The organism is Janthinobacterium sp. EB271-G4-7A (assembly GCF_020858075.1).
Taxonomy (GTDB): domain Bacteria; phylum Pseudomonadota; class Gammaproteobacteria; order Burkholderiales; family Burkholderiaceae_D; genus Janthinobacterium; species Janthinobacterium lividum.
Genome location: NZ_JACYMI010000001.1, coordinates 2,345,845 through 2,362,459, shown reverse-complemented (window position 1 = coordinate 2,362,459; position 16,615 = coordinate 2,345,845). Strand labels below are relative to the sequence as shown.

The following is a 16,615-nucleotide window of genomic DNA, read 5'->3' as shown; positions in this document are numbered from 1 at the left end:
TATGAAATTGTCTTCGGCACACTATCGCGGGCATATCCAGCTGCCCCGTCTTGCACTTTTCTTGCCGCCGTGAACTCCAATTCACTGACGGCATGAGCGAAGCATATAATATTTTTTAGAAAAAAGCGAACGTTCGCTCTTTTTATGAAACGGCGTTGTTTTTCCTGCGCATACGACCTTCTACAGTGCCAGCGCAGGGGCTGGAAGCGGGATCAGAAAGCGCTGATGCATCAGCGACAGCATCTGTTCGGCCGGCACGGGGCGCGAGATGAAATAGCCCTGCACCTCGTTGCATTGCAGCGCGCGCAGGATGTCGAGCTGCTCGCGCGTCTCCACCCCTTCGGCCACCACGCTCATGCCCAGCGCATGCGCCATCGACAGGATGGCGCGCACGAACACTTCACCCTGCTCCGAGCGGCCCAGCTCCATGGTGAAGGCGCGGTCGATCTTCAAGCCATCCATGGCGAACTTCTGCAGCTGCGACAGCGAGGAATAGCCCGTGCCGAAATCGTCGACCAGCAGGCGCACGCCCAGCGCGCGGATGGCGGACAACTGCTCCACGGCGCGGTTCTGTTCATCCATCATGGCCGATTCCGTGATTTCCACCTCGATCAGCCGCGCATCGATGCGGTGGCGCGTCAGGGCCGAGGCCAGCACCTGGTGCACGTCGCCGCGGCCGAACTGGCGCGCCGATACGTTGATGGACACGGGCACCAGTTCCAGTCCGCTGGCTTGCCAGCGCGCCATCTGCAGGCACACCTTTTCGATGACGACTTCGCCCAGCTGCGAAATCAGGCCGCTGCTCTCGGCCACGGGAATGAATTCCAGCGGCGGCACCATGCCATGCTGCGGATGGTGCCAGCGCACCAGCGCCTCCATGCTGCACAGCTGCCCGCTCATGGCGTCGACCCGCGGCTGGTAGACGACGAGGAACTGGTCCTGCTCCAGCGCCGCCACCAGGCTTTGCTCCAGTTCGCGGCGGTTGCGGATGGTTTCAAACAGTTCCGGCTGGAAGAAACGGTGATGGCCCTTGCCCGCCACCTTGACGGCATACATGGCGATATCGGCATTCTTCAGCAGCACTTCCGTCTCGGCGCCATCGCGCGGATACAGGCTGATGCCGATCGACGCACCCATCTTGTGGCGCTCGCTGCCCAGGTAAAACGGTTCATCGAAGGCGATGGCGATGCGCTGCGCCACCTGCTCGGCGCGGCTGTCGTCCTCCACCGGGTCGAGCACGACGACGAATTCGTCGCCGCCCAAGCGCACCACGTGATCGCCGGGCCGCAGCACGGCCTTCAGGCGCAGCGAGGCGGCGCGCAGCACCTTGTCGCCCTCGGCGTGGCCCTGCGTGTCGTTGATATCCTTGAAGCCGTCCAGGTCGATGAACAGCAGCGCCAGCATGTGCCGCGCGATGGCGGCGCGGCCCAGGGCCCCGGGCAGGAATTGCTGCAGCCAGTAGCGGTTGGGCAAGCCCGTCAAGCCATCTTCATTGGCCAGGCGGCGCAGGTCGCGCTCGTGCTCCTTGGCCGTGCTGATGTCTTGCAGGGTGACGGCCAGGCGGTCGCCACTGCGCACCAGGCGCCGGCGTATCCAGCGCAGCTTGAAGGGGTTGCCTTCCGGCAGCTCGATCTCTTCCTCGGAAAAGCCGGAGACCATGGCGGCCCGGTAATTATGGATCAGGTCGCGGAAATACGGCTCGTGGGCGCGCGACTGCAGGCGCATGCCCAGCAACTGTTCGCGGCGCACGCCAAAGTAGCCGGCGCCCGGCTCGTTGCAGTCGACGATCTCGAAATCGAGGATGCTGCCATCCGCGCCGCGCAGGGCGGCAATGATATAGAAGCCGTCGCTCGTGCCTTCGGTGGCCATGCGGTAGGCATTGCGCACGCCTTCGGACTGGTGGTGGCGCCACGCCAGGCGCAGCGACAGCACGGTGGCAACGGCGGCGAAGGCCAGCAGCAGCAAGGTGACGGCAAAGGCGATGCCGATATATATCGTGCGCGTTTCCTCGTAGGGATGCAGCATTTCGCCGTCCGACAGTCCGACCACGGCAGTAAACGGATAGGCTTTCAGCGCCTGCCAGCCCACGTAGCGGCTTTGCTGGTCGGAAAAAGCGATCCTGCCGCCCGAATGCAGGGCGCCGCTCTCCGTTTCCAGGAAACTCGTGTCGAGAAACGGCGCGCCCTCGCCGCTCGGGGTCGGCAACACGCGCGAGCCAAGGCGCGTGCTGAACAGTTCACCCTCCTCGCCCACCATGGCCGACATGCCGAACTTGCCAAAACTGACGCTGTTGTAGAATTCGGAAAAATAGCTGGAATGGATGGAGATCAGGAGCACGCCGTCAAAATTGCCATCCTCGTCTTCCAGCCGGCGCGTGAAATGCACGAGGCTTTCATCGGCGCCCGGCACCGCCGCCTCGCTGGCCGCATTGGCCCTCCCCAGCGCGATGCGCAGCGCACTGGAATTGCTGCGCCAGTGGCGCAGCAGGAAATCGCTGCGCTCGTTGACCCGCAGGCGCTGCAGCGGCGCCGTGGCCGTCACGGCGTGGCCCTTGCGGTCGAGGATGGCGACGATGGCAAATTGCGGCAAGGCATACATGCCCTGCGTCTTCAATTGGTCGAGACGCAGCTGGCCGCGCGAATTCTCCCACTCGTATTTGAGCTGCAAGGTCAGCTGGTCCATCTGCTCCAGGGTGCGCAGCAGATACTGGCCATACGCTTTCGACAAGGAAGACACGCTGTCGAGCGCCTGCTGCTGCGCCACCTTCTTTTCCGCCTCCAGCTGCAGCAAGGTGGCCGTCCACAGCACGGCGCACAGGACCAGGCCCAGCAAGGGCCAGGCCAGGATCAGGCGCAGGTTGGCCTTGAGAAAATCGGCCCTGCTCATCTCCACCACGGCGGCGTTATTATTATTTACAAATTGTCGCAAGAACATGGTGCAGCATCTGCCGTTTCTGTGTATTTCTTCAAGGACACACAAATTACCACAGAGTCATGTTTGCAGGTAAGACAGCAGCGTAATTATGTGTGCGGGCCGCAGCCCGCCTGTCGCGCCTGCGTTACAATCACCATCCTTACCGTTGGAGAAATACATGCAGCAATATCAAGATTTGATCAAGACCGTGCTCGAAACGGGCAGCTGGCAAGACAACCGCACAGGCATCCGCACCCTGAGCGTGCCGGGCGCCATGATGCGTTTCGACTTGGCCAACGGCAATTTCCCTGCCGTGACGACCAAGAAACTGGCTTTCAAATCCGTGATCGGCGAATTGTGCGCCTTCCTGCGCGCCTCGCGCAACGCGGCCGAGTTCCGCGCGCTGGGCTGCAAGGTATGGGACCAGAACGCCAATGAAAATGCGCAATGGCTGGCCAACCCCTACCGCGAAGGCGAAGATGACCTGGGTCCCGTGTACGGCGTGCAATGGCGCCAATGGCCCGCGTATAAACTGCTGGACGCCGACCAGCCGGCACAGATCGCCGATGCGCAAGCGAACGGTTTCACCCTGATCGCCCCGATCGCCGAAAACGGCGTGCAGAAAGTGCTGCTGTACAAGGCCGTCGACCAGTTGCGCGAATGCCTGGACACCATCATGCACAACCCCGGCAGCCGCCGCATCCTGTTCCACGGCTGGAACCCGGCCGTGCTGGACGCCGTCGCCCTGCCCGCCTGCCATTTGCTGTACCAATTCATCCCGAACGCCAGCACGCGCGAAATCTCGCTGTGTTTATATGTGCGCAGCAACGACATCGGCCTGGGCACGCCGTTCAACATCGCCGAAGGCGCGGCCCTGCTGCACCTGGTGGCGCGCCTGACGGGCTACACGCCGCGCTGGTTCACGTATTTCATCGGCGACGCGCACATCTATGAAAACCACCTCGACATGGTGGAAGAACAGCTCAAGCGCACACCGTTCCCGGCGCCGCGTTTCGTCATTTCCGACCGCGTGCCCGACTTTGCCAAAACCGGCAAATACGAGCCGGAATGGCTGGAAAAAATCGAGCCGTCCGATTTTTCGCTGGAAGGCTACGAACATCACGCGCCCATCAAGGCCGCGATGGCCGTCTGATGGCGGTCGCACCGCTGGCAGCCCTGCACCGCAAGCTGTTTGATGAAACCGACGGAAACAAGTTCGCCCGCCTGAAGGACAGGCTGCTGAAAAAGTATGCTGCCGACGAGCGGCAAGCCGTGCTCGCCATCCTGATCGCTTACGCCAGGGACGGCCAGCTGCTGCACTGGCGCGCCTTCCTGATGACGGATATCGTCGCCCTGGCCGAGCCGGGAGAATACGGCGATTTTTTCAGCTGGAGCCTCGATATGGACGGCCTCGCCTACTGGGGCGTGGATGGCATGCTCAAAAGCATGGGCAAGGCGGCGTATGCTCCGCTCGTGGCCCTGGCCACTGCGGAAAATGCCAAGCTGAGCGTGCGCGCCAAGGCCGTCAAAAGCCTGGCCGTGTTCAGCCGCCAGCCTTTCGATGCGGGGTTGCCTTACGATCCCGGCCACTGGAAGGCAGAACAGCTACGGCTGGCCGACGTGCTGGCCTGGCAGAGCCACGCTTATCCGGATGGCGCAGGCCATGCCGTGCCCGCCACCCACGCGTCGCTCGAGGATCCCCGCACACCGCTGGAAAAAGCCGCGGCTAGGCTGGAGAAAAAGCTGGCCGCCAGTCGCAAGAAGGAGCAGGACCTGGCGCAGCCATCGAACTGGCTGACCATTGCCAGCGCCGCCGACATGGCCGGCATCGCGCAGCGCTGGGCCTTGCCGGAGCACTACCGGCGCTTCCTGGCTTGCCATTCGCCGCTGCGGGTGTTTATCGACAGCCGGCAGTATTTCCAGGGTTTGAGCCTGTATGGCGCGGCCGGGCTCATCAAGGCCCAGCACGGTTACGCCTGGAATCCCGTCAGCGGTGAAGCCATCGCCGGCTGGCCGGAGCAGTATCTGGTGATCGCCGATGCGGGCGCCGATCCATATTGCCTGGACCTGGGCGCCGTCGCCGATGGCGATGCCCCCGTGTATCGCGCCGAACATGGCATGGGCACATGGCGCTTCGAGCGCCATGCGGACAGTTTCATCGACTTCCTGAACGAGATCGCGACAGCGGCCTAGCCGGCCTCGCCTCCCGGACCGCCCGGGCCAGGGCCGGGGCCGCCTGGCCCGCGTCCGCCCGGCGGGCCGAAGCGCGGTTCGCGCTCGCCCTCTTTCGCCGCCGACGTGGCGCCGCCCAAGCGGTACGACAGCCCCACATAAATCATGCGTCCATCGAAGCGCCGCGTGCTCGTCTCGCGCAGGGAAGCGCTGTTGATGACGGTTTCCATCTTGTTGCTGCTGAACACATCAGTCACATTCATGACCAGGCTCAACTGCGGCGTCACCGTGTGGCGCCAGCTTACATTCAAGGTGTTGTTCGGCGAACGGTAACCCTGTCCCGACAGCATCTTGCCTTGCATTTGCAGGGCCAGTTGCAGCTGGTTCGCCGTATTGAGCTGGTAATTGAGGCGCGCGCGGCCGCTCAGGGCATTCGCCGTGCGCGTGCTGCGGTTGCCCAGGTCGTCCGAACTCGTCTGCTGGCTGCGCGCCAGGTTGCCGCTCGTGTTCAGGGTCAGCGATGGCGTCAGCTTGCCGCTGACGCTGAATTCCAGGCCGCTCGAATGGCTGCCTTCGCCGTTTTCGCGCGTGGTCAAGAGCACATTGTCGCTGATAAAGTAACGGTAATCGACGATGGCGTCCGTGTCGCGCCGGTGGTAGGCGCGCAAGCTGCTTTCCAGGCCCGCGATCTTCGTTTCATAACCGATCTCGAACGAGTCCGTCTGCGTGGGTTTCAGCTTGGGATTGCCGGCCGACACATTGAACTCGTCGCGGTAGACCACGTAAGGATTCAGGTCGCCCGCATTCGGACGGCGGATGCGGTGCGCATAGCTGAAGCGCAGGTTGCTCTCGTCGCTGACCTTATAGGTAGCGAACAGGCTGGGAATATAGTTGACGTAGTTGTTGCTGGCCTCGATACCGCTGGTGATCTGGCGCACGTTCAAGTCCGTGTATTCGGCGCGCAAGCCGGCCAGCGCGCCCCAGCGCTCGGTCAGGCGCATCTGGTAGGAACCGTACAGCGCGATGGTGCGCTCGTCCAGCTCGAAACGGTTGCTGCGCATGGGATTGACGGTCTCCAGCAGGCTGCCCGGGTTGATGTCCGTATATAAGGTATCGAAACTGCTCTTGTTGTCGGCTACCTTGTAGCCCAGCTTGGCAGTGCCGCCCGCCAGCGGACGCTCGTAGTCGCCGCTGAAGTCGACGATGCGGTTGCCCGTCTCGCTGTGCTGGCGCGCGCGGCTGTCGAAGGCATTCACGGGCGTCACCGCGTAGGTATTGGCGTAATCGCTGTCGCTCTCGTTGGTCGACGACGAAACGCGCAAGTCGATCTTCAGCGATTCTCCCGGCAACTCTCCCTTGTGGTCGTAGCGCGCGCCCCAGCTGTAGTTGCGGCTGTCGCCGTTGCGCACGGTGCTGCGCACATAGTCGCCGATGGTGCTGCCCGTGCTGTCGCCATTGATGTAGCGGTCGAGCGAACGCTGGTCGTTGCTGCGGCCGTTATACGACACGCTGGCGGCCAGGGTATCGTTGGCGTTCAGGTTGTAATTCACGGTGCCGTGCAAGCCCAGCGAATCATTCAAGCCATTGTTGTTGGACTGCTGGCTGCTGGGGGCGAATGCCCCCGTGTCGCGTTCCAGGCGCTCGCGGCTGACCTCGCCCACGGAATTGCGGCCGTCGTGGCGCACATTGATGCCGCCCTGGTAGCCCCACGGCCCTTCGTTGTAGGTGCCGGACACGGCACTGTTGTAGCGCCCCGCGATGCCCGCATTTGCGTTGACGGTGGCAAAGCCGCCCGGCTTGCGGTTGCGCCGCATCACCAGGTTCAGGATCGGGCCGCCACCGGCTTCGTTGCCGAACTGGGCACCGGGATTGTTGATCACTTCCACGGACTCGATATCGTCGGCCGCCATGGCATTCAGGGTGGCGCCGCGCGAATCGCCCTGCAACATGGCTGACGGCTTGCCATCAATCAATATCTGCACATTGCTGCTGCCGCGCAGGGAAACGCTGCCATCGGGGTCGACGGCCACCGACGGCACATTGTTCAAGGCATCGGCCGCCGTGCCGTTGCTGCTGCCCACGTCGGACTTGACGTCGTAGACTTGCCGGTCAATGCGGCCCGTGGGACGCTCGGCCGTCACGCTGACGGAAGGCGGTGCATCAATGGCGGGCGTCTTGGCCGGTGCCGGCTTGACGACGGTGTCGCCGGTGGCCGCGGCCTGTGCCTGAGCGGAAACATTGGCAGACAGCAGGCTGCCGCCAGCCAGGCAGCAGAGAACAATTTTATGCATGAAATAAATAGCCCAGGAACTGTGAGGCGCAACGCAAACGCGTGGCAACCGGGAATCGAATGCCATGATTCTAGGGGCCAACGCATAGGCAAACAATTGCAATTTACTTCAATTTACAAATCTCTTGCGCTTGTGGCATTACAGCCTCACACCTTGGGGAGCAGCTAGGTCAGCAGGCCATTGCTGCGTGCCAGTTTCAGCCAGCCCGGATACTCCGTCATCAGCAAGTCATACAGTTCCTCATCGCTGTGCTCGTCGGGCGAGCTGACGGAAAAGTAATTGGCATTATCGACCAGGCGTCCCTGCAATTCGTCGAGCTTTTCCAAAAAGGGGAAGTCGGAATCGGCAAAGGCGGCGAGGAACTTGCTTTTCGATTTGCGCCCCTTGCCGATGCCCATGAATTGCCAGAAGATCGGTTCATTGCTGGCCCAGCGCAATTGTTTCTCCGTCGTCGCCTGGTCGCTGGTGCCGCCATCGGTAACGAACATGACGTACACGGGCAATTCCGCCGCAACGGGGCGCGTGCGCTCGCCGCCGGCCGCGTCAGGGAAGTAAAACGCGCGGATCGCCTGCATGGCGGCGCCATAGCGCGTGTCGCCTTCCAGCGGGTGGCGGATGATCGCCCGCCCCACATAGGTGTTGCAGTTGCTCAAGTCCATGGGTGCCGGATGATGGACATTCTTTCCGAACAGGAAAACATCGATCTCGCCATCGTCGTCGAACTTGCAGCCCAGCGCCAGGATGCGTTCGGCAAAGCGCTGCACCAGCCCTTCTATATACAGCCGCCCCATGGAACCGGAAATATCCAGGCACAGGCAGACCTTGGCGCGGTGGTCAAGCAAGCCCACTTTTTGCAGCGACACGCCCGCCTGCTTGACCAGGCTGACCAGCTGCGGCGCCTCGCGTTCGACCCTTTTTTCCAGCTTGATCTTCGCCTGCATGACGGCCGAAACCGCCGCAGGCGTAGCAGAAGCGGCCTGGTCGACCTCGCCGCCGAAATGGCGCACCAGCGCATCGAGGCCCCCATTGAAGCCTTGCCCCACGGCCATGCAGCGCCAGCCGCCATCCTTGCGGTAAATTTCCGCCAGCATGACGGCCTTTTCCTGTGCAAAATCAGACCCGGCAAACGTAAAGCGGGCCAGCTCGCGTCCGCCCGCCTGCAGGCGCACGTGGCCAGATTGCAGCTGCGACATCACGCCGCCGCCATCGATGGATGCCGTCACGACAAGGCGGTCTATGCTGGCGGGCAAGCGCGCCAGTTGCATGGCAAACTCGGTCATGTCGCCAGCGCTGCCCGAACGCGCTTCCACGCCGCCGCATGGCGTGCGCGGCTGGTTGAAAAAGGTCATGTAGCGCTCGTCGGACAGTTTGCCGTTGGCATCGAGGCCGAAACAGGCCACGTCGAGCGCCAGCCCCTGTGCGGCCACGCCGACCTGCAGCACGCCGTCGGGAACGAGATTGGCCAGCGGCAAGCGCTGTCCTTTGGACAAGGTTTCCATCAGTGTCTCCTAGGCGATGTAGCGGCGCGGATTGTCCGCATTGAAATCATCTTCGTCTTCCTTGTCCTCGCCCTTGAAGACGACGGGACCATTGAAGGCCAGCTGCAGGTTCTCGCCCTGCCAGCTCAGCCACGGCGTCGCTTCGCTGCCCGGTTCCGACGTCTTGCCCGACGGCTCCAGAATGATGCTGTCGGGCGTGATGCGCGCCATGCCGATCACATAGGTATAGACGGAATCGTCGTCGGCCACCTTGGACAGGCGGAAATCGAACGCGCACTCGACGATCTGCTCGCCATATTGCATGACCATCTTCGGCCGCATGGAAGCGACGGAGACGGCGCCATTGGCCAGCGCCGAATACACGCTGAAGACAAGCCCCACGGTGCCGCCGTAATGCTGCGCCAGGGCGGGATTGACTTCCACGGTTTCCGTGGCGGGCTCCTTGCCCGATGCGCCCGCCACGTCTCCCAGATGGCGCACGAAGGGCATGGCGCCAAAGTTGCCGGGCGTATCGGGCGCCTGGATGAAGCGCATCTGGCCATTCGGCAAGAGGATGCCGACCCGCAAATCAAGGTCGTCGTTGTCGTCGTCGCCATCGCCGTTATCCACCCAGGTAGCCTTGACGGTAAGTTTGCCCGGCGCGCCGGCGCCCTTTTCCAGCGACACCTTGTGCGTCTGGCCTGCCTTGGTCAGCGAGATTTTCGACAGGGAAATCTTGGGTGATGGCACCGTTTCCGCTGCCGCCTGCGCCACTTCACCGCCAAAATGCGCGACCAGCGCGTCCAGCCCGCCATTGAAACCCTGGCCCACGGCCATGAAACGCCAGCCGCCGTCCCTGCGGTAGAACTCGCCCAGCATGACGGCTTTTTCCTGCGCAAAATCAGCGCCCGCATAGGTGTAGCGGGCCAGTTCGCGCCCGCCGTCGAGCAGGCGCAGATAACTGCTGCCCAATTGCGCCATGGTGGCAGCGCCATCGATGGCGGCCGTGACGACCAGGCGCTCGATGGAGGATGGCAAACGCTCTAGCTGGTAGCTGAAACCGGCCGCATCGCCGGACGGCGCCACGGTTTCCACGCCGCCACACGGCGTGCGCGGCTGGTTGAAGAAAGTCATGTAGCGGTCGTCGGACAGCTTGCCGTTGGCATCGAGGCCGAAACAGGCAAAGTCCAACGGCACGCCAGCGCCGGCGAGGCCCAGTTGCACGACATTACCCGTGACGAGGCCGGACAGCGCCAGGCGCTGCCCCTTGATCAGGTTTTCCATGCGATTATTTATTCAGGTGTGGGAGCTTCGGACAAGGGCTCAAGGCAAGGCCCGTCGTCCGAAGACAGTACGAATGTACAGTCAGTCCATGGCGGAGCAACGCCGCCATGGACTGACGTTCCGGGTTCTATACAAAGCTAAAAGAGCTTCGGACAACGGTTCAGGGCAAGCCGCGTCACCGAAGACAGTACGAATAGTACGGCGAGGTGACGCAACGCGGCCATGGGCCGTTTTCCGGAGCTCTTAAGCGTTGATGCCGAAGGAACGTGCAAGTGGGCCCAGGCCGCCTTTGAAACCCTGGCCGATGGCCTTGAATTTCCATTCGCTGCCGGCGCGGTAGATTTCGCCGAAGATCATGGCCGCTTCCGTCGAGCCGTCTTCCGACAGGTCGTAGCGGGCGATTTCCGCGCCGTTGTCGCCATTCAGGCAGCGGATGTAGGCCTTGCCGACCATGCCGAAGTTCTGCTTGCGGTTTTCCGCGTCGTGGATAGTGACGGCCACGGCGATCTTGTCGATATCGGCAGGCACGTTGGCCAGGTCGACGGCAACTTTCTCGTCATCGCCATCGCCGCCGCCCGTGGTGTTATCGCCCGCGTGGACGATGGAGCCGTCAGCCGACTTCAGGTTGTTGTAGAAAATGAAATCGGCATCGGAACGGGCCTTGCCATCCGTTTTCAGCAGGAAGGCGCTGCCGTCCAGGTCAAATGCGGCGCCATCGGTGGCGCGCGGGTCCCAGCCCAGGCCAATCACGATTTTCTTCAAGCCAGGAGCTTCCTTGCTCAGGTTGACATTGCCGCCTTTTTGCAAACTGATCGCCATGGTAATTCCTCTTTAATGTGGGGGTTGCATTCGGTGTTTCAGGTCACGTCGCCAGCGTACCGGCTTGATGAGCCATGAGCCTACCATAAAGTTACTGCTTGCCAGCCGCGCACTATTGAAAATAATGCCATGCGAAAAAGACCGTGCCGCTGCCCCAATGCGCAAAATGACGGATAATGCCGCTCGACAAAAATTTTTACCATCCTGACCCCAGGCTTGTCCTTGAACAATACCAAGATACGACTCGACTGTATTCCCGGCACCCTGTGCGACGAGCGCCTGTGGTCGCGCCTGGCGTCTGCCCTGGGCGACGCCTTTGATCTGCAGCACGTGCCCCTGCACCAGGCGCGCACGCGCCCGCAGATGCAGCAGATGATCGCCAGCCACAGCGCTGCTCAAGCCCATCTGGTGGGCTTTTCGCTAGGCGCCTACCTGGCGCTCGAACACGCGCTGGCGCACCCGCAGCGCGTCCAGTCCCTCACTTTGATCGCCAATTCGGCCAAAGGTTTGCTGCCGGCGGAGGTTGAAGCGCGCCAGCGCATCGTCGCCATGCTCGAGCGCAATGCCTATGCGGGCATCACGCGCCAGCGCCTGCGCGAACTGCTGCACCCGTCGCACTTGGAGGACACCGGCATCACAGGCCTGATCCGGCAGATGGGGCTGGACCTGGGCAAGGACGTGCTGCTGGCGCAATTCATCACCACCATCGCCCGCCCCGACCTGATGGCGCGCTTGCCGGAACTCGGTTTTCCCGTGCTGATTGTGGGCGCCGAAGACGACAAGCTCGTCGATCCCGACGACCTGCGCGCCATGGCGGCCCGCCTGCCGCAAGCCACCCTGCACCTGCTGAAAGACAACACCGGTCACATGATTCCGCTGGAAGCACCAGGCGCGCTGGCCGACGCCATGCGTGCGCATCTGGAGACCGCCGGCAATTTCAACGATAATGGCGGGCATCGGGCATCGCCCCCACCTTTTTCACAGAACCAATGAGCTTACTGACCATCATCGTCGCCACCGACCAGCAAGGCGGCATCGGCATCGACAACACCCTGCCGTGGAAACTGCCGGAAGACCTCGCGCATTTCAAGCGTCTGACGACGAGCCATCCCATCCTCATGGGCCGCAAAACCTTCGATTCCATCGGCCGTCCGCTGCCGAACCGCCGCAACATCGTCATCACGCGCAATCCGGACTGGCGCCATGAGGGCGTGGAAGCGGTGTCGTCGCTGGAAGCGGCTATCGCGCTGCTGGACGGCGCCGAAGGCTATGTCATCGGCGGCGCGGAAATCTACCAGCAGTCGCTGGCACTGGCACAGCGTTTGATCATCACGGAAATCGGCCAGACGTTTGATTGCGATGCCTTTTTCCCCACCGTTGATCATGCCGTGTGGCAAGAAACCGCGCGCGAAGCGCATGTTTCGGAGAAATCCGGCCTGCCTTACGCCTTTGTCACGCTGCAACGCAAAGCCTGATAAGGTTATATTGACTAGCAGAATGTTGCTGTAATACCCCTGTCACACCCATGCGTCACGCTAGCGCACGCTTGTGACGCTTTGCTACGATATTTTTTTCCCGCAGACGCCGCATTTCTGCGAGAATCCCGTTCTTATTTTTTTTCTGCGGCTGCCGGGTTGCACTACCGCCTGACCGTCGCGCCCTAGTCCGCCCCTTCACATATGTCAGGGGCGGCTTGCTTTTTTGGAGACATGCATGAAATTTCGTTTCCCTATCGTCATCATTGACGAGGATTTCCGTTCTGAAAATACGTCCGGCCTGGGCATTCGCGCCCTTGCCGCCGCAATGGAAAAAGAAGGCATGGAAGTGCTGGGCGTGACCAGCTACGGCGATTTGTCGCAATTTGCCCAGCAGCAATCGCGCGCGTCAGCCTTCGTGCTGTCGATCGACGATGAAGAATTCGGCGCCGGTTCCATTGAGGAAACCGATCACGCCTTGAAATCGCTGCGCGCCTTTGTCGAGGAAATCCGCTACAAGAACGCCGATATCCCTATTTATCTGTATGGCGAAACGCGCACCTCGCGCCATATCCCCAACGATATCCTGCGCGAACTGCATGGTTTCATCCACATGTTCGAAGATACGCCGGAATTCGTCGCGCGCCACATCATCCGCGAAGCGAAATCCTACCTGGATGGCCTGTCGCCGCCATTCTTCCGCGCACTGGTGCACTACGCCAACGACGGTTCCTACTCATGGCACTGCCCCGGCCACTCGGGCGGCGTGGCCTTCCTGAAGTCGCCGATCGGCCAGATGTTCCACCAGTTCTTCGGTGAAAACATGCTGCGCGCCGACGTCTGCAACGCCGTCGAGGAACTGGGCCAGCTGCTCGACCATACGGGCCCCGTCGCCGCGTCCGAACGCAATGCGGCGCGCATCTTCAATGCCGACCATTGCTATTTCGTCACCAACGGTACCTCGACCTCGAACAAGATGGTGTGGCACTCGACCGTGGCGCCGGGCGACATCGTCGTCGTCGACCGCAATTGCCACAAGTCGATCTTGCACTCGATCATCATGTGCGGCGCGATTCCCGTGTTCCTGATGCCGACGCGCAACCACCTGGGCATCATCGGCCCTATCCCGCTGCATGAGTTCACGCCGGAAAGCATTGCCCGCAAGATCGAGGCCAATCCGTTCGCGCGCGAAGCGAAGAACAAGAAACCGCGCATCCTGACCATCACGCAATCGACCTACGATGGCGTGATCTACAACGTGGAAACCCTGCGCGAAATGCTGGACGGCAAGATCGACACCCTGCACTTCGATGAAGCGTGGCTGCCGCACGCCACCTTCCACGATTTCTACAAGAATATGCACGCCATCGGCAAGGACCGTCCGCGCGCCAAGGAATCGATGATCTTCTCGACCCAGTCCACGCACAAATTGCTGGCCGGCCTGTCGCAGGCCTCGCAAATCCTCGTGCGCGAATCGGACACGGTCAAGCTGGACCAGGACGCCTTCAACGAGGCTTACCTGATGCACACATCGACCTCGCCGCAGTATTCCATCATCGCCTCGTGCGACGTGGCCGCGGCCATGATGGAAGCGCCGGGCGGCACGGCCCTGGTGGAAGAGTCGATCATGGAAGCGCTCGATTTCCGCCGCGCCATGAAGAAGATCGACCAGGAGTGGGGCCAGGACTGGTGGTTCCAGGTATGGGGTCCGGCCACCTTCAACGACGAAGGCATGGGCCAGCAGGAAGACTGGATGATACGCGCCGAGGATGACTGGCACGGCTTCGGCGACCTGGCTCCCGGCTTCAACATGCTCGACCCGATCAAGGCGACCATCGTCAACCCGGGCCTGTCGCTGGACGGCCAGTTCGGCGACACGGGCATCCCCGCGTCCATCGTCACCAAATACCTGGCCGAGCACGGCGTCATCATTGAAAAATGCGGCCTTTACTCGTTCTTCATCATGTTTACCATCGGCATTACCAAGGGCCGCTGGAATACCCTGCTGACCGCCTTGCAACAGTTCAAGGATGACTACGACAAGAACCAGCCGATGTGGCGCATCCTGCCGGAATTTGCGGCGGCCAACCCACGCTACGAAAAAATGGGCTTGCGCGACCTGTGCCAGCAGATCCATGATTTCTACAAGGCCTACGACGTGGCCCGTTTGACGACGGAAATGTATCTGTCGGACATGATCCCGGCCATGAAGCCGTCGGACGCCTTCGCCAAGATGGCGCACCGCGAAATCGAGCGCGTGGCCATCGACGAACTGGAAGGCCGCATCACGTCCATCCTGCTGACGCCGTATCCACCGGGTATTCCGCTGTTGATCCCGGGCGAGCGCTTCAACAAGACCATCGTCGACTACCTGCGCTTCGCACGCGACTTCAACGAGCGCTTCCCCGGCTTCGAGACGGATGTGCATGGTCTCGTGAAACGCGAAGTCGATGGCAAGCGCGGCTATTTTGTAGATTGCGTCAAACTGGATGATTAATGACGGCACATCCAATCTACTGCGCGGCGCGCTTTGCGGCCGGCGATGCTCACCGTACTGGAGTACGGTTGCGCTTCTCGGCCACAAATCACTGCCGCTCGCGACGATTGGATGAACCGTCGTGACGTTCGTTAAAAACGGTTAATTCTGACGTTTGTTGAACGCCATTCATTCACGCCACCTTTCAGGTGGCGTTTTTCATTTCAGGCCAGCGCGCACGCTTGCGCCAGATCAAACGGCTGGGGTATCGGGCTTCTAAGATGGGCGACTCGTGCCCTCGTGATGGCTGGCATATGACGCTCAAGGTGTGGCTGGAAATCATGCAGCAGGCGGCGGCTGGCAGTGGCGCCTTGCTGATGACGGCCTTGAAGCAGGCTCAGGTAACTGTAGCCCGGCGGCACGATGGCGAGGAAGACGGCGCGGGCATCGTGCTGTTTGCCGAGACCGATAAGGCGCTGCTGCAAGCGCTGCCGGCGCTGTGCGGCCATGCCCGCGTGCTGGCCATTGCCGCCTGCGGCCGCCCTCCCAGCTGCGCGCAACAGCGGGCCCTGATGGCGGCAGGCGCGCTCGATGTGCTGCTGTGGCCTGGCGGCGCCGTCGATACGGGCCAGGTGCTGGCGCGCCTGCAGCGCTGGCAGGCCGTGGCGCAGATGCTGGCGTCCAGCGCCGTGCGCCAGCATCTGGTGGGCGACAGCGCGGCCTGGACCGCCTTGCTGCACCAGGTAGTGGAAATGGCCGCCTTCAGCCAGGCGTCGATGCTGATCACGGGCGAGACGGGCACGGGCAAGGATTTACTGGCGCAACTGGTCCACCGCCTCGGCAACTGCAGAGGCGACTTCACCATCCTCGACTGCACCACCCTGTCGCCGGAACTGGCCGGCAGCGAACTGTTCGGCCATGAACGGGGCGCTTTTACGGGCGCGGCGGCTGCGCGCGACGGCGCTTTTGCCCTGGCCGACGGCGGCGTGCTCTTCCTCGATGAGGTGGGCGAACTGCCGCTGCTCCTGCAGGCGCAGCTGCTGCGCGCCATCCAGGAGCGCAAATACAAGCGCGTGGGCGGCAATACCTGGCAGCCGACGCAATTCAGGCTCGTCTGCGCCACCAACCGCGAATTGGAAGGCGAGGTGGCGCGCGGCGCCTTCCGCGCCGACCTGTATTACCGCATCGCCGGCTGGCGCTGCCAGATACCGCCCTTGCGCGAACGCCAGGACGACATCTTGCCGCTGGCCCGCCATTTCCTCGCTGAACTGGCCCAGCAGCCGCCGCCCCCGCTGGACGCCGCCGTGCGCGAATACCTGCTGCTGCGCGACTATCCGGGCAATGTGCGCGAACTGCGCCAGACCGTCACGCACATCTGGCACCGCCATTGCGGCCCCGGCCCCATCACCATCGGCGCCCTGCCCCCGGAAGAACGGCTGCTGGCGCCGCACTGGCCCGACCAGCACTTCGAAGCGGCCGTGCGGCGGGCCCTGGCCCAGGGCTGCACGCTGTCGCACATCACGCGCTGCGCCACCGACATGGCCATCCGCCTCGTGCTGGCCGATGAGCGCGGCAACAACCAGCGCGCCGCCGCCCGCCTTGGGGTGACCGACCGCGCCCTGCAGCTGCGCCGCAAGGCGGCCGCTTGCGCGACGCAAGCCGAAACTGCCGCTACGATTGCGATTCCGCCGGCCGCGCCTTGATCTG

11 protein-coding genes are annotated in these 16,615 nt (G+C 62.4%); 6 read left to right on the top strand and 5 right to left on the bottom strand.

The window, feature by feature from the left end:
- Positions 1-180: 180 nt before the first annotated feature.
- Positions 181-2,934, bottom strand: coding sequence for a bifunctional diguanylate cyclase/phosphodiesterase (locus IGS58_RS10685; protein WP_230521318.1), 2,754 nt, complete (start codon positions 2,932-2,934; stop codon positions 181-183).
- 157 nt (positions 2,935-3,091) lie between these two features.
- Here IGS58_RS10685 and IGS58_RS10680 point away from each other — a divergent pair, with 157 nt between their 5' ends.
- The gene (locus IGS58_RS10680; RefSeq protein ID WP_034784426.1) at positions 3,092-4,066 is read left to right on the top strand and encodes a thymidylate synthase; all 975 of its coding nucleotides are present in this window, start codon (positions 3,092-3,094) and stop codon (positions 4,064-4,066) included.
- The gene (locus IGS58_RS10675) at positions 4,066-5,106 is read left to right on the top strand and encodes an SMI1/KNR4 family protein (RefSeq protein ID WP_230521317.1); all 1,041 of its coding nucleotides are present in this window, start codon (positions 4,066-4,068) and stop codon (positions 5,104-5,106) included. The genes IGS58_RS10680 and IGS58_RS10675 overlap by 1 nt, the downstream gene beginning before the upstream one ends.
- Here IGS58_RS10675 and IGS58_RS10670 read toward each other — a convergent pair.
- The 4 genes from IGS58_RS10670 to IGS58_RS10655 form a co-directional block, all read right to left on the bottom strand.
- Positions 5,103-7,376 (bottom strand): outer membrane beta-barrel family protein, encoded by a 2,274-nt coding sequence (locus IGS58_RS10670; protein ID WP_230521316.1) that lies wholly within the window; start codon positions 7,374-7,376, stop codon positions 5,103-5,105. The genes IGS58_RS10675 and IGS58_RS10670 overlap by 4 nt on opposite strands.
- A gap of 164 nt (positions 7,377-7,540) precedes the next feature.
- Positions 7,541-8,875 carry a VWA domain-containing protein gene (locus IGS58_RS10665; protein ID WP_230521315.1) on the bottom strand — a complete coding sequence of 445 codons (1,335 nt, stop codon included), beginning with the start codon at positions 8,873-8,875 and terminating at the stop codon, positions 7,541-7,543.
- A gap of 9 nt (positions 8,876-8,884) precedes the next feature.
- Complete coding sequence (locus tag IGS58_RS10660) at positions 8,885-10,138, bottom strand: TerD family protein (RefSeq protein ID WP_230521314.1); 1,254 nt, start codon at positions 10,136-10,138, stop codon at positions 8,885-8,887.
- Positions 10,139-10,381: 243 nt separating this feature from the next.
- Positions 10,382-10,957 (bottom strand): TerD family protein, encoded by a 576-nt coding sequence (locus IGS58_RS10655; RefSeq protein WP_034784423.1) that lies wholly within the window; start codon positions 10,955-10,957, stop codon positions 10,382-10,384.
- A gap of 222 nt (positions 10,958-11,179) precedes the next feature.
- On the opposite strand from IGS58_RS10655, the gene IGS58_RS10650 reads away from it, so the two are divergent.
- The 4 genes from IGS58_RS10650 (at position 11,180) to IGS58_RS10635 (ending at position 16,611) form a co-directional block, all read left to right on the top strand.
- Positions 11,180-11,950, top strand: a complete 771-nt coding sequence (locus tag IGS58_RS10650; protein WP_230521313.1) for an alpha/beta fold hydrolase — start codon at positions 11,180-11,182, stop codon at positions 11,948-11,950.
- Positions 11,947-12,432: a dihydrofolate reductase gene (locus tag IGS58_RS10645; protein ID WP_230521312.1), complete on the top strand. Its 486-nt coding sequence runs from the start codon at positions 11,947-11,949 to the stop codon at positions 12,430-12,432. The genes IGS58_RS10650 and IGS58_RS10645 overlap by 4 nt, the downstream gene beginning before the upstream one ends.
- 238 nt (positions 12,433-12,670) lie before the next feature.
- Complete coding sequence (locus IGS58_RS10640) at positions 12,671-14,929, top strand: arginine/lysine/ornithine decarboxylase (protein WP_099393905.1); 2,259 nt, start codon at positions 12,671-12,673, stop codon at positions 14,927-14,929.
- 293 nt (positions 14,930-15,222) lie between these two features.
- Positions 15,223-16,611 (top strand): sigma-54-dependent transcriptional regulator, encoded by a 1,389-nt coding sequence (locus tag IGS58_RS10635; RefSeq protein WP_230521311.1) that lies wholly within the window; start codon positions 15,223-15,225, stop codon positions 16,609-16,611.
- Positions 16,612-16,615: the final 4 nt, after the last annotated feature.